At 43.9% G+C, this 14,749-nt stretch carries 8 protein-coding genes; 4 read left to right on the top strand and 4 right to left on the bottom strand.

What is annotated here, in order from left to right; genetic code table 11:
• Positions 1-43: 43 nt before the first annotated feature.
• The 4 genes from ACFORF_RS07010 to pbp1b all read right to left on the bottom strand — a co-directional run bounded on the left by ACFORF_RS07010 (position 44) and on the right by pbp1b (position 10,634).
• Positions 44-415 (bottom strand): DUF1033 family protein, encoded by a 372-nt coding sequence (locus ACFORF_RS07010; protein ID WP_380426738.1) that lies wholly within the window; start codon positions 413-415, stop codon positions 44-46.
• Positions 416-539: 124 nt separating this feature from the next.
• On the bottom strand, positions 540-4,202 hold the full coding sequence (rpoC, locus tag ACFORF_RS07005) for a DNA-directed RNA polymerase subunit beta' (RefSeq protein ID WP_380426736.1): 3,663 nt from the start codon (positions 4,200-4,202) through the stop codon (positions 540-542).
• A gap of 71 nt (positions 4,203-4,273) precedes the next feature.
• Positions 4,274-7,843, bottom strand: a complete 3,570-nt coding sequence (gene rpoB / locus ACFORF_RS07000; protein ID WP_380426734.1) for a DNA-directed RNA polymerase subunit beta — start codon at positions 7,841-7,843, stop codon at positions 4,274-4,276.
• Positions 7,844-8,336: 493 nt separating this feature from the next.
• Positions 8,337-10,634, bottom strand: a complete 2,298-nt coding sequence (pbp1b, locus tag ACFORF_RS06995) for a penicillin-binding protein PBP1B (RefSeq protein WP_380426732.1) — start codon at positions 10,632-10,634, stop codon at positions 8,337-8,339.
• Between the two features lie 109 nt (positions 10,635-10,743).
• On the opposite strand from pbp1b, the gene tyrS reads away from it, so the two are divergent.
• The 4 genes from tyrS to ACFORF_RS06975 form a co-directional block, all read left to right on the top strand.
• Positions 10,744-12,000 (top strand): tyrosine--tRNA ligase, encoded by a 1,257-nt coding sequence (gene tyrS, locus ACFORF_RS06990; protein WP_380426730.1) that lies wholly within the window; start codon positions 10,744-10,746, stop codon positions 11,998-12,000.
• Between the two features lie 95 nt (positions 12,001-12,095).
• Positions 12,096-12,407, top strand: coding sequence for a lipopolysaccharide assembly protein LapA domain-containing protein (locus ACFORF_RS06985; protein ID WP_380426728.1), 312 nt, complete (start codon positions 12,096-12,098; stop codon positions 12,405-12,407).
• A gap of 87 nt (positions 12,408-12,494) precedes the next feature.
• Positions 12,495-13,640 (top strand): ABC transporter ATP-binding protein, encoded by a 1,146-nt coding sequence (locus ACFORF_RS06980; RefSeq protein WP_380427089.1) that lies wholly within the window; start codon positions 12,495-12,497, stop codon positions 13,638-13,640.
• 524 nt (positions 13,641-14,164) lie between these two features.
• The coding region (locus ACFORF_RS06975; RefSeq protein ID WP_380426726.1) for a helix-turn-helix domain-containing protein at positions 14,165-14,749 on the top strand (585 nt) is incomplete at its 3' end.

The raw sequence follows: 14,749 nt of genomic DNA, 5'->3' as shown, positions 1-14,749 counted from the left end.
ATTCGCAAGACAAGAAAAAAACAGCTCATAATTGAACTGTTTCTTAAGATGATTTTTTAAAACTACAGGATGATGGTGGTTTGACGTCACAATTTTGTCGCTCAAAGCGTTCTTGAAATTGGTCAGGAGCAACCTCTTTACCATTGTATAGAAGGGCAATCGAACAGTATTGAGTCAAATGCTCGTCACATTCCTCACACCAACGTTTGTCTTCCTTGTTCCAAAAAGCAGCCATCAGACTTGCTCTGCTATTGTGACACTGCTTGGAAATCTTGAGTTTACGCCATTTTTGCTCATAGCAAAGCAGGGCTTGATCATAACTATCAAACGACTCTGTTTGTGTCAGGTCTGCTTCCCAACCCTCTAAAAACCACCAGGGCTCAAAATCCCCATACATTTCGATGACTTGATACATAATTTTTTCCTTTTCCCTGCTTCCATTATATAGGAATTGAGAAAGTTTTAAAAAAAATCTGCTCAACATCTTCAAATAGATATTCAAAAAAGGGAAAGAGTTTCCTCTTTCACCTTTGGTTTTCTTATTCTGAAACAACAGTCTCTTCAGAAGTAATTTCTGCTTCTGCAGTTGCTTGTTCCTGTTCCAATTGGTCAAGGTAATCGACTTCGTTAGCAGCCTTAGGTTCAAGGTTGCGGTAACGAGCCATACCTGTACCAGCTGGAATAGTTTTACCAATGATAACATTCTCTTTAAGTCCGAGGAGGTTATCACGTTTACCACGGATAGCTGCATCTGTAAGCACACGTGTTGTTTCCTGGAAGGAAGCTGCTGATAAGAATGAATTTGTCTCAAGAGAGGCCTTGGTAATTCCCATCAGAACTGGACGTGAAGTCGCAGGAATGCCACCAGCGATAACGATATCTTTGTTAGCATCTGTAAAGTCTGAGATGTCCATCAGTGTTCCTGGCAAGAGATCTGTGTCCCCCGGATCCATAACGCGAACTTTACGGAGCATTTGACGAACCATTACCTCAACGTGTTTGTCGCCGATTTCTACCCCTTGACTACGGTATACTTTTTGAACCTCAGCCAACAAGTAGGTCTCAACAGACAAGGTATCACGGACTTCAAGGAGATGTTTCGGTTGGATTGAACCTTCAGTCAATGCCGCACCGCGAGCGACTTGGTCACCAACTGCAACCTTCATACGGGCTGTAAATGGCACCACGTACTCACCTTCACCAGTTTGTCCCTTAACAAAGACTTTCTTGGTCCGTGTTGACGCATCTTCTTCGATGGCAGTCACTTCACCCTTGACTTCAGTGATGACTGCTTCCCCTTTAGGATTACGAGCTTCAAAGATTTCTTGGATACGAGGGAGACCCTGAGTGATATCGGTGTTAGACGCAACCCCACCCGTGTGGAAGGTACGCATGGTCAACTGAGTACCAGGCTCACCGATAGATTGAGCGGCAATAGTACCAACTGCCTCTCCAACTTCAACTGCATCACCTGTCGCCAAGTTGATACCGTAACAGTGACGGCAGACACCATGACGGGTGTTACATGTGAAGACTGAGCGGATTGTCACTTCTTCAACACCAGCTGCAGCAATTTCAGCAGCCTTATCTTCTGTAATCAGTTGGTTAGGACCGATGAGCAGTTCACCTGTCTCTGGATGTTTAACAGATTTCTTAGTATAACGACCAGCCAAACGTTCTTCCAGAGTTTCAGTTACTTCTTTACCATCGGTAATAGCGCTGATGAGAAGACCGCGGTCAGTTCCACAGTCGTCCTCACGGATGATAACGTCTTGGGCAACGTCAACCAAACGACGGGTCAAGTAACCTGAGTCGGCCGTCTTAAGGGCCGTATCGGTCATACCTTTACGCGCACCGTGGGTTGAGAAGAACATTTCGAGTACTGAGAGACCTTCGCGGAAGTTAGACAAGATTGGCAATTCCATGATGCGTCCGTTAGGCGCAGCCATCAGACCACGCATACCCGCCAATTGCGAGAAGTTGGAGATGTTACCACGGGCACCAGAGTCCATCATCATAACGATTGGGTTCTTCGGATCCTGAGTTTCAATCAGACGTTTTTCGAGGGCTTCTTTAGCTTCACGCCAAGTTGTTGTAACAGCAACATAACGATCATCTTCGGTCATCAAACCATCACGGAAAGCTTGGTTAATGACTTCAACACGGTGGTGAGCTGCATCGATAATTTCAGCCTTGTTATCAATAACAGGGATATCGGCGATCCCCACCGTTAAACCTGCAAGAGTTGAATGGTAGTAACCCAAGTCCTTCAAGCGGTCCAAGAAGGCTGACGTTTCTGTTGTACGGAAACGTTTAAAGGTTTCAGCGATGATGTTCCCGAGATTTTTCTTCTTGAATGGAACGTTGATGTCAAGAGCTTCAATCGCAGCCTTAATATCTTGTCCTGGTTCCAAGAAATATTTATCAGGAGTCCCATCTGTCAAGTTAGCATTATTTGGCTCTTGAAGATAAGGCAGGTCAGCTGGCATGATATCGTTGAAGAGAATCTTACCAACTGTGGTAATCATGATTTTGTGTTTTTGGTTATCTTTCCAAGGTTTGTTTGGCATGCTATCAACTGCAATACCTACACGGGTATGCAAGTGAGCGTAGCCATTGCGGTAAGCCATAACAGCTTCATCGCGGTCCTTGAAGACCATCCCCTCACCCTCACGACCTGCATCTTCCATGGTCAGGTAGTAGTTACCAAGTACCATATCCTGAGATGGGGTAACGACTGGTTTACCGTCTTTAGGGTTAAGGATGTGTTCCGCAGCCAACATGAGGAGGCGGGCTTCAGCTTGAGCCTCTTCAGAAAGTGGCACGTGGATGGCCATTTGGTCCCCGTCAAAGTCGGCGTTGTAGGCCTCACATACCAGTGGGTGGAGACGGAGCGCCTTACCATCGATAAGCACTGGTTCAAAGGCTTGGATACCGAGACGGTGAAGGGTAGGTGCGCGGTTAAGGAGAACTGGGTGTTCTTTAATCACTTCTTCAAGAATATCCCAAATGCGTTCATCACCACGTTCAATCAAACGACGAGCCGCACGTACGTTACCAGCATACTCACGGGCAACAATTTCACGCATAACAAACGGCTTGAAGAGTTCGATAGCCATTTCACGTGGAACACCACATTGGTACATCTTGAGGGTTGGACCAACAGCGATAACGGAACGTCCAGAGAAGTCAACACGTTTACCGAGCAAGTTTTGACGGAAGCGTCCTTGTTTACCCTTGAGCATGTGGCTAAGAGATTTGAGCGGACGGCTACCTGGTCCTGTAATCGGACGACCACGACGACCGTTGTCAATCAAAGCATCAACCGCTTCTTGGAGCATCCGTTTTTCGTTTTGTACGATAATTCCTGGAGCATGGAGTTCCAAGAGACGGGCCAAACGGTTGTTACGGTTAATGACACGACGATAGAGTTCATTCAAATCTGATGCTGCAAAACGCCCACCATCTAACTGAACCATAGGACGCAAATCCGGTGGAATAACTGGCAAGATGTTGAGGATCATCCATTCTGGCTTGTTACCAGATTTGTAGAAGGCATCAAGAACATCCAAACGACGAACTGCCTTAACACGTTTTTGCCCGCTAGCAGATTTGAGTTCTTCTTTGAGGGCTGCAATTTCGGTTGGAAGGTCCACTTGTTTGAGCAAGTCTTGGATAGCTTCTGCACCCATTTTGGCAACGAATGAGCCCATACCGTACTCTTGTAATTTTTCACGGTACTCACGCTCTGTTAAGAGTTGTTTGTGAACGAGCGGTGTTTCCTTAGGATCGATAACCACGTAGGCAGCGAAGTAGATAACTTCCTCCAAGTTACGTGGACTCATATCCAAGGTCAGTCCCATACGTGATGGAATTCCCTTGAAATACCAAATATGAGAAACAGGAGCCTTCAACTCGATGTGTCCCATACGCTCACGACGTACCTTGGCACGGGTTACTTCAACCCCACAACGGTCACAGACGATACCTTTATAGCGAATACGTTTGTATTTTCCACAGGCACATTCCCAGTCCTTGGTTGGACCAAAGATGACCTCATCAAAGAGTCCGTCACGTTCTGGCTTGAGGGTCCGGTAATTGATTGTTTCAGGTTTCTTAACTTCACCATAAGACCATGAACGGACCTTGTTAGGCGAAGCTAAAGTGATTTGCATACTTTTAAAACGATTTACGTCAACCACTAGTTATTACCTTTCTTTTAATGTGAAAACTGGTCAGAGGAGAGGAACTCTCCTCTAGCACCAGATCAATCTTAGTTTTCGTCGTTGTCTTCCTGAGCCAAACGTGCAGCTTCTTCAGCTTGTTTCGCACGGGCTTTTTCCAGGTCATCAACGTGCATCACGTCATCGTCTTCACCTTCATCCAGGTCACGAAGCTCAACCTCATTGTCATCTTCGTCAAGGACGCGCATGTCAAGACCGAGCGATTGCAATTCTTTAACAAGGACGCGGAAGGATTCTGGTACACCAGGTTTTGGAATTGGCTTCCCTTTAGTGATGGCTTCATAAGCTTTAAGACGGCCGTTAACATCATCTGACTTGTAGGTCAAGATTTCTTGAAGGACGTTGGCAGCACCGTAAGCTTCCAGGGCCCAAACCTCCATCTCCCCGAAACGTTGTCCACCGAATTGAGCTTTACCACCCAATGGTTGTTGTGTAACGAGTGAGTATGGACCAGTTGAACGGGCATGGAGCTTATCATCAACCATGTGGTGAAGCTTGATCATGTACATGACACCAACAGAAACGCGGTTGTCAAATGGCTCACCAGTACGACCATCGTAAAGGACAGTCTTGGCATCAGAGTCCATACCAGCTTCTTTTACTGTGTCCCAAAGATCTTCTGAAGAAGCTCCATCGAAAACAGGTGTTGCGATGTGGATGCCCAAGTTGCGTGCTGCCATACCAAGATGGAGCTCCATAACCTGACCAATGTTCATCCGTGATGGTACCCCGAGTGGGTTCAACATGATATCGACTGGAGTTCCATCTGGCAAGTATGGCATGTCTTCCACAGGAACAATACGGGATACGACACCCTTGTTTCCGTGGCGTCCCGCCATCTTGTCACCGACTTTGATTTTACGTTTTTGCGCGATGTAAACACGTACCAACATGTTAACACCTGATTGTAATTCGTCACCGTTAGCACGGGTGAAGATTTTAACATCACGGACGATACCGTCACCACCGTGAGGGACACGTAGAGATGTATCACGAACTTCACGTGACTTGTCACCAAAGATGGCGTGGAGGAGACGCTCTTCAGCTGAAAGGTCTTTTTCACCCTTAGGTGTGACCTTACCAACCAAAATATCGCCTTCTTTGACGTCAGCACCGATGCGGATAATTCCCATTTCATCAAGGTCTTTGAGGGCTTCCTCACCGACGTTAGGGATTTCACGGGTAATTTCTTCAGGGCCTAACTTAGTGTCGCGGGTTTCTGATTCGTATTCTTCCAAGTGCACAGAGGTATAAACATCCTCTTTCACCAGGCGTTCAGACATGATAACCGCATCCTCGAAGTTGTAACCTTCCCAGGTCATGTAGGCAACGATTGGGTTTTGACCAAGGGCCATTTCCCCACCTTCCATAGATGGACCATCTGCGATAAAGTCACCTTTTTCAATGATGTCACCGACCTTAACAAGCGTACGTTGATTATAGGCAGTACCAGAGTTTGAACGACGGAATTTTGTTACCTTGTAGACATCAAGTGAGCCGTCTTCACGACGAACTTCTACCTTGTCCGCATCTGAGTAAACAACCTTACCATCATGTTGCGCAATCACTGCTGCACCTGAGTCATGGGCTGCTTGATATTCCATACCAGTACCAACATAAGGCGCTTTTGGATCGATCAATGGCACAGCTTGACGTTGCATGTTGGCACCCATAAGGGCACGGTTAGAGTCATCGTTTTCCAAGAAAGGAATACATGCTGTCGCAACGGCAACTACCTGTTTAGGAGACACGTCCATATACTCAGCTTGACTCGCTGGATACTCTTGGTTGACCCCTTGATGACGTCCCATGACAATTTCGTTAGCGAAAGTTCCGTCTGGGTTGAGAGGAGAATTTGCCTGAGCAACAGTGTACTCATCTTCTTCATCAGCAGTCAACCAGTGGATTTCATTAGTCACGACACCTGTTTCAGGATCAATCTTACGGTATGGTGTTTGGATGAAACCATACTTGTTCAAATGACCGTATGAAGACAAGTTGTTAATCAAACCGATGTTCGGTCCTTCAGGCGTTTCAATCGGACACATACGACCATAGTGAGTATAGTGTACGTCGCGGACTTCATAACCTGCACGATCACGCGTCAAACCACCAGGCCCGAGGGCTGACAAACGACGCTTGTGAGAAAGCTCAGAAAGCGGATTGTGTTGGTCCATGAACTGAGACAACTGTGAAGAACCGAAGAATTCTTTAACCGCTGCTGTCACCGGACGAATGTTGATGATTTGCTGTGGTGTCAAGACTTCATTGTCTTGGACAGACATACGCTCACGAACGTTACGCTCCATACGCGCCAAACCAACACGGAATTGGTTGGCCAACAGTTCACCAACCGCACGGATACGACGGTTTCCAAGGTGGTCAATATCATCAACCTTACCAAGGCCTTCAGCCAAGTTAAGGAAGTAAGACATTTCTGCCAAGATATCAGCTGGTGTCAAGGCACGAACCTTATCATCAGGGTTACCGTTTCCGACAATAGTAACCACACGATCAGGATCAATCGGAGAAACGATTTTGAATTTTTGCAAGATAACTGGCTCAGTAACAACTGCATATTCATTTGGAGTGTAAACAAACTTGTTAAGATCTCCATCCAAATGTTCTGCAATTGAGTCAATGACTGTACGTGTCATTTCTGTTCCAGCTTCAACCAAGATTTCCCCAGTTTCAGGGTCAACGAGGTTCTCAGCAATAGTTTGATTAAGCAAACGTGTCTTAACATTGAGCTTCTTGTTAATCTTATAACGTCCAACAGCTGCCAAGTCATAACGACGAGCATCAAAGAAACGTGCAATCAAAAGACTCCGTGAAGAATCTGCTGTTTTAGGTTCACCTGGACGCAGGCGCTCGTATATTTCCTTGAGGGCATCGTCTGTACGAGAATCTGATAAGTTCTTGTGAATATCTTTTTCAATCGTATTACGAACCAAATCGCCGTCACCAAAGATATCAAGAATTTCATCATCACCGGAAAATCCAAGAGCACGAACAAGTGTGGTAAATGGAATCTTACGAGTACGGTCAATACGTGTATATGCAATATCTTTGGAGTCAGTTTCCAACTCTAACCATGCTCCACGGTTAGGAATAACTGTTGAGCCATATCCAACCTTACCATTTTTATCGACCTTATCATTAAAGTAAACACCTGGCGAACGCACAAGCTGAGATACGATAATACGCTCTCCACCATTGATAATAAAGGTCCCCATTTCAGTCATGATTGGGAAATCACCGAAGAATACTTCTTGGGTTTTGATTTCTCCTGTTTCCTTGTTAATCAGACGGAAAGTAACAAAAATTGGTGCAGAGTAACTCGCATCATGAATACGTGCTTCCTCAAGAGTATACTTTGGTTCTTTGATTTCATAACCAACAAACTCAAGTTCCATTGTATCTGTAAAGTTAGATACAGGGAGCACATCTTCAAAGACCTCTTTCAACCCATGATCCAAGAAATCTTGGAATGAATCAGTCTGGATTTCAATCAAATTTGGTAAATCAAGAACTTCTTTAATTCTTGAAAAACTACGACGGGTACGGTGCTTGCCGTACTGTACTTCATGTCCTGCCAAAGTTTAGAACTCCTTTTCATCATTGCAATATCAGATCAGTTACCCCTCACCGATAATGGTAAATAGACTAAATCATCTATCGCCTCTGTGAATTTTCAGAACCTTTAAATATGTGTAACAAACACAAAAAAGAGGTAAAAAAGACACAAAAAAGGCAGCTAAATCAGACTATAAAAGTTGGATTTAACTGCAGAAAGCCTTGATTGGACAAGATTTCAACCAAGACAGACGACAAATAGTTAAAATTAATTTTATCATACTGGAGCATATTTTTCAAGTTATTCGCATTTTCCTTTAGGAACCCAGCAAGCTAGTCGAGCCGTTTTTTCAGAAATTATTTAAGTCACTTATTTGTCCTACCTCGTATCTTGTCCCGTCGGATTTTTCTATAATTAAACCCACTCTCTAAGCTCCCTAAAACAAAAAGAGGCCGGGCAAAACTCCCATGATAGTTTTACCATCATAGGAGTTTGTCCCCCTCTCTTAAAGATAATTATTGACCGCTAACTTTGGACCAAGCCGCTGCCTTATCACTGTCAGTTCCACCAATCATAAAGTCATAAGTCGTTTGACCGGCACCATTGATAGCCCAGTAGGAAGTAGTCGTTTCACCACCTAACGTAAAGGTACTTTCATTGTTTAATTTCACCGAACCAGGTTTAAGACCGGTTGATTTTAAGACTGTTGATTTAATAACACTGCCATCTAAGTCAAATCTTTGGTCGGTACCAAACAGGGATGGATCTGCCGCATTAATTGCATTGACCAGGTGTGCCATATAATTAGCGTTGTTATTGTAGCTTGTCAAGCTCTGCAATGACGTATTGTCATCATGACCAGCCCAACCACCTAGGGAAACTGTCGGAGTTGCCAACATTAACCAAACATCGGCAAAATCATTAGTTGTCCCGGTTTTTCCAATCCAATCCGCATTTGCCAATCCAGGATTGATAGCCTTCAATCTACTATCAAAGGTAGTTGTCATTCCTGAATCCAACGGTCCCCGTAGGAGATCTTGTAAAATCGTCGCTGTTGCTTTGGAGAAAACTTGAACTGGTTTAGCTTCATGTTGATAGATAACATTCCCTTCAGAATCTGTAATCTTATCAATCATATATTGTTCAAGATAAGCACCGTCATTAGAAATAGCTTGGTAAGCGTTAGTTTGTTGAGCAACTGAAACTTCAACACCACCACCTAATGGCAAACTTTCTATTCCATATTCATCGATATCGTATCCGAGACGAGAAAGATAACTTTCCACATCAATACCTTTATTTTGGAGCATTTTATAGGTCCAAAAAGCCGGAATATTGAAGGAGTTATTCAATGCATCTTGTAAAGTGACTGCCGCCGTTCCTTCGCTTGAACCGTGGTAAATTTTCTCACCACTAGAGAAGGTTGTCGGATAGTTTGACAAAATACTAGCAGACCCCATAAGACCATTTTCAATGGCGATTCCATAGAAGAGTGGCTTATTGGTTGAACCAACGGAGCGTTCAGTATCAAAAGCATGGTTATTTTGATTGCTATTGTAGTCGCGGCCACCCACAAAGCCCAGGATTGCCCCTGTATCATTATCCGTCAAGACGTTCCCGACTTCAACCGTCCCTGTCCCATCATCAAGAAGGCCACCAAATTGTGCAACTGCATCTTGCATGGCTGAATGAACGGTTTTATTGATAGTCGTTGTGATAGTGTATCCACCAGTTTGTATCTTTTCGAGGGCTAATTCTCGATAAGATTCTTTTGTTTCATCGTTCTTTAAATCCTGCTCAGATACACCCTCGCGCTCCACAAGATAATCATACATGATATCTTGTGCTTCTTCCATAACTGTATAATAGAGATAGTCATGATTGTCAGCAACAATTGCTTCTGGTTGACGAAAATCTTGCTTAATATCATAAGCTTTATAACTGTCGTAATCTTCCTTACTAATGACACCTGTGCGGTACATATTGTAAAGAACATCTTGTTGCCGCGCTATGCCATAAGACATATCCTCATCTGTTTTAAATTGCCCTGTAGATGTATACGGAGAATACACGATTGGACTCTGTGGTAGCCCAGCAAGGTAAGCCGCTTGGGGAATTGTTAGATCCTTAGCTGACACTCCAAAGATGCCTTGAGCTGCTTCTTCAATCCCTGCAATATTTCGTCCTTGATAATTTCGTCCAAAAGGAGATACATTGAAGTAATCAGTCAAGATATCTTCCTTTTCCATGTACCGTTCAAGGGCCAGTGCATAGATAATTTCCTTAGCTTTACGGCTAAAGGTAGGATCATCTCCTAAAATTTGCTGTTTAATCAGCTGTTGGGTCAAGGTTGAACCACCAGATGTTTCACCTAAACCCAGGACAGAGGTTAGAGTCGCCCTAAAAACTGCCTTCGGTACCACACCGTTATGGGTCTTAAAATTCTCATCCTCTGTGGCGATAATAGCAGCCTTAACATGATCCGAAATAGAAGAACTCTCAACAGGTGTTCTCAGCAAATCCGAAGAAACTTCCGAAATCAAAGAACCATCAGAGTAGGTTAAGGTAGAAATACGAGTCAGTGATGACACTTGACCTATCATCGTATCCTTATCAGGAATCGCAACACGGTCAATTTGACTTCCTAAATAACCAAAAGCAATCCCTGCACCTAGCATTCCCAATAAAAGAACCACCACGTAGCCAAAATCCACTAATAATTTCAAAGTGCGCAAAAAGATTGCTCCTACATCCAGAAGCGTCATTTTTTCCTTAGGTGTTCGGGAGACCTCCCCCTTAATTTTCTTAGACATAAACAATACCTCAGTTTAATTATAGCAAATTTCTTGTTACTTGCCTATGGTGAGATTTTTCTGTTATAATGGATGAATAATTATTGAATGAATAGAAATGGAGTCGCTGATGTCGATTTTTAATGAATTAAAAGAACGCGGTCTGGTCTTTCAGACAACTGATGAAGAGGCGCTAGAGAAAGCCTTAGCCGAAGGGACAGTATCTTTTTACTCTGGCTATGATCCAACCGCCGATAGCCTGCACTTGGGACACCTGGTGCCTATTCTTGTCTGCCGGCACCTCCAATTAGCAGGCCACAAGCCTTTTCCACTCGTTGGTGGAGCGACTGGTCTCGTCGGAGATCCGTCCTTTAAAGATGCCGAGCGTAGCCTTCAAACCAAGGAAACTGTTGATGGCTGGGTAGATAAAATCAAGGGACAACTCTCCAGTTTCCTCGACTTTGAAACAGGGGATAACAAGGCTGTCATGATAAATAACTACGACTGGTTTGGTTCCATTAGCTTTATTGATTTCCTACGCGATGTCGGGAAGTACTTCACCGTCAACTACATGATGAGTAAGGAATCTGTTAAAAAACGGATTGAAACAGGGATTTCCTACACTGAATTCGCCTACCAAATCATGCAGGGTTACGACTTCTATGAACTCAACCGCCTCTACGATGTAACCCTACAAATTGGTGGTTCTGACCAGTGGGGCAATATGACCGCCGGAACAGAACTTCTTCGTCGCAAGGCCGATAAGATAGGGCATGTCATGACGGTTCCCCTTATCACTGACAGCACTGGTAAAAAATTTGGGAAATCTGAAGGCAATGCTATCTGGTTGGATGCTGACAAGACATCTCCTTACGAGATGTACCAATTCTGGCTCAACGTCATGGATGACGATGCGGTCCGATTCTTGAAAATCTTCACCTTCCTATCTCTTGATGAGATTGCGGAAATTGAAGAAGCCTTCAACGCCGCCCGCCACGAACGCCTGGCTCAAAAAGTCTTAGCCCGTGAAGTGGTTACTTTGGTCCATGGCCAAGCAGCCTACGAACAAGCCCTCAACATCACTGAACAACTCTTTGCTGGTAATATCAAGAGCCTATCTGCTCAGGAACTCAAACAAGGTCTCAGCAACGTTCCTAACTACGCTGTTCAAACTGACGACAGCCTTAACCTTGTTGATATCCTTGTGACTGCAGGCATTTCACCATCTAAGCGCCAAGCGCGTGAGGATATTACTAACGGTGCCATCTATATCAACGGTGACCGTATTCAAGATCTGGACTACACGCTTTCTGAGAACGACAAGATTGCTGGTGAACTCACTGTTGTCCGTCGTGGTAAGAAAAAATATGCGGTCTTGACCTTTTAATGATCTGATTAAACCTAGCTGATGATCCGCTAGGTTTTTTAGTTGCTGACACTAGACATCTTGCTTTTTTCTGACAATTTTTCTATAATGAGAGCATGAAAAAGAATTTAACCATCTTATTACTGATTATCACGATTATCGCAACTGCTGCCTTGGCTTTAGCCAATCGGCAATATGTTGAAGTCAACTACCTCTTTGGCTCCTTCCGAAGTCCACTTATCCTTTTAATTTTGGTATCTGTTTTACTTGGAATCATCATCCAATTCCTTTTAACCTTTCCTAAAAACTTGGCCAATGCCCGCCAACTCAAGCATGTCCGCCGTGAAATGGAAGATGTTAAACGGGCGCTAGGTGAGCAACAAAAGCCAGTAGAACCAGTAGAAATTCCTTCTGAAGAGGAAGAGTAGAATCATACAAGTTCCAAATTTGGGACTTTTTCTCTTATCTCGGTGTAGTGAGCTTTGTATAAACTTAGCAAACCAGCCTAAAAAGTCATCAAGGTCTTCAACCATGAGAAGAAGGTTCTGACTGAATTTGAAGCCCTTAACAATGACCTACGTGAGGCTGCTAACAACGCCCAATTTTACTCCAATATCATGATGCCGACACTGGGAACTCTCTCCTACGTCAACTATGCTCTGACCGCAGCGGCTGGAGGTTTCCTTGTTATCGCAGGCCGTATGGATATCGGTGGACTGGCTGCCTTTCTCCAATATTCTCGGACCTTTAACCAATCTCTGGCACAGATTTCCCAACAGACTAATACCCTCCTCTCTGCCATGGCTGGGGCGGAACGAATCTTTAACATCCTAGCCGAGTCCCCTGAAATCGACCAAGGTCAGGTCACTTTGGACCGATCAGATGCTAAAGAATGGTACTGGGTTAATGGTAAAAACCGTGTCCCTGTCGTTGGAAATATCAAGCTAGAGAATATCAACTTCTCCTATGTCGATAACAATCCAATCCTCAAAAACATCGATGTTTGGGCTGAACCTGGTCTTAAGGTAGCCTTTGTTGGGGCAACTGGTGCGGGTAAAACCACCATCACCAACCTTATCAACCGCTTCTACGAGATTAACAGTGGGCAGATTACCTTTGATGGCATCAATGTACGTGATATCAAAAAAGATGACCTACGTAAGACCATCTCCATAGTTTTGCAAGATACCCACCTCTTTACAGGGTCAATCGCTGATAATATCCGCTACGGTCGCCTGAATGCGACTGACGATGAAGTTATCAAGGCTGCTAAACTGGCCAAGGCTCACGGCTTTATCAAACGTCTGCCACATGGCTATCAGACTGAGTTAACTGGCGATGGTGAAGGATTGTCTCAAGGTCAACGGCAATTGCTAGCCATTGCCCGTGCTGCGGTCGCCAATCCAAAAGTTCTGATTTTAGATGAAGCGACAAGTTCGATTGACTCCCATACCGAAGCCCTCATCAGCAAGGGGATGGACCAACTCATGTACGGTCGTACTTCATTTGTTATCGCCCACCGTCTATCAACCATCCGTAATGCCGACGTCATCATGGTTATGGACCATGGGCAAATTATTGAACGTGGCAACCACGATTCTCTCATGGAAAAACATGGCACCTACTACAAACTCTACACTGGTCAAATTGAACTGGACTAGACTTAACAGAAAACTGAGCTCAAGGGCTCGGTTTTTTCTTAGGTTCTATAAATTATATAGTCACTAATTAAAGACTATGGGCTATTCTACTCGCGATAAGTAATTTAAAAACACTTTAAATAAAATAAATTTAAAAATAGATAAATCTATAATATAGAAAATCACCCCAATATGTCACTACTACTAAGAACAATGAAAATAAAAAATTCCGAGATTATAGTCCAAAAAATCAAAAAACTATTTTCGCCTATCAAACTATATTACAAAAGCTTTATTTCGAAAACAAAAAACATTTTCCGTAAATTGATTCAAAAGACAGTTGCAAATTTGAACCTTATCTTTCAGACCCTCTTTAGAACCTTTTGAAAGACAAGGACAAGGTTATCAACGCCTTAGAACTACGGCTCTATAATTTCTGTAGTGGGTAAATTCCCCGCAGAGATTATGGAGCCTTTTTGAGTATAGAAAAAGTCCCATATGACCTATAATGAAAAGCGATAAAACAACTCATTAGAAAGACTCATATGGAACAATTCGATTTTATCACAAACCTACTCGGAATAAAAGACCCTAATATTACGATTTTGGATGTCATAGATGCTGGAACCCACAAGGAAGTCCTCGCCAAGCTGGAGTACCAAGCTCCCAAATGTCACAACTGCCAAGCTCAGATGGCTAAATATGACTTCCAGAAAGCCTCCAAAATACCTTATTTGGAGTGCGCTGGCTATAAAACCCTGATTCGTCTAAGTAGGCGCCGTTTCCGCTGTCCTAATTGCGGAAAAATGGCTGTCACTGAAACTTCACTGGTCAAGAAAAACCACCAAATTCCCGTCATTCTCAATCAGAAAATCGTCCAAAAATTGATGGAGAAAGTCGCCATGACAACCATTGCAGAGAGTTTGGCGGTGTCAACCACAACGGTCATCCGAAAGTTAAAGGAGTTCCAATTCAAGACAGACCTAACCTGGCTGCCAACTAACATGAGCTGGGACGAATACTCTTTCAAGAAAGGCAAAATGAGCTTCATTGCTCAGGACTTTGACTCGCTCAAGGTCGTCGCTATTCTGGATGGGCGAACACAAGCTACCATTCGTAACCACTTTCTA

Source organism: Streptococcus caprae (genome assembly GCF_042649745.1).
Lineage (GTDB): Bacteria > Bacillota > Bacilli > Lactobacillales > Streptococcaceae > Streptococcus > Streptococcus caprae.
The sequence above is the reverse complement of the archived record's forward strand: the minus strand, read 5'-3'. Positions and strand labels throughout refer to the sequence as shown.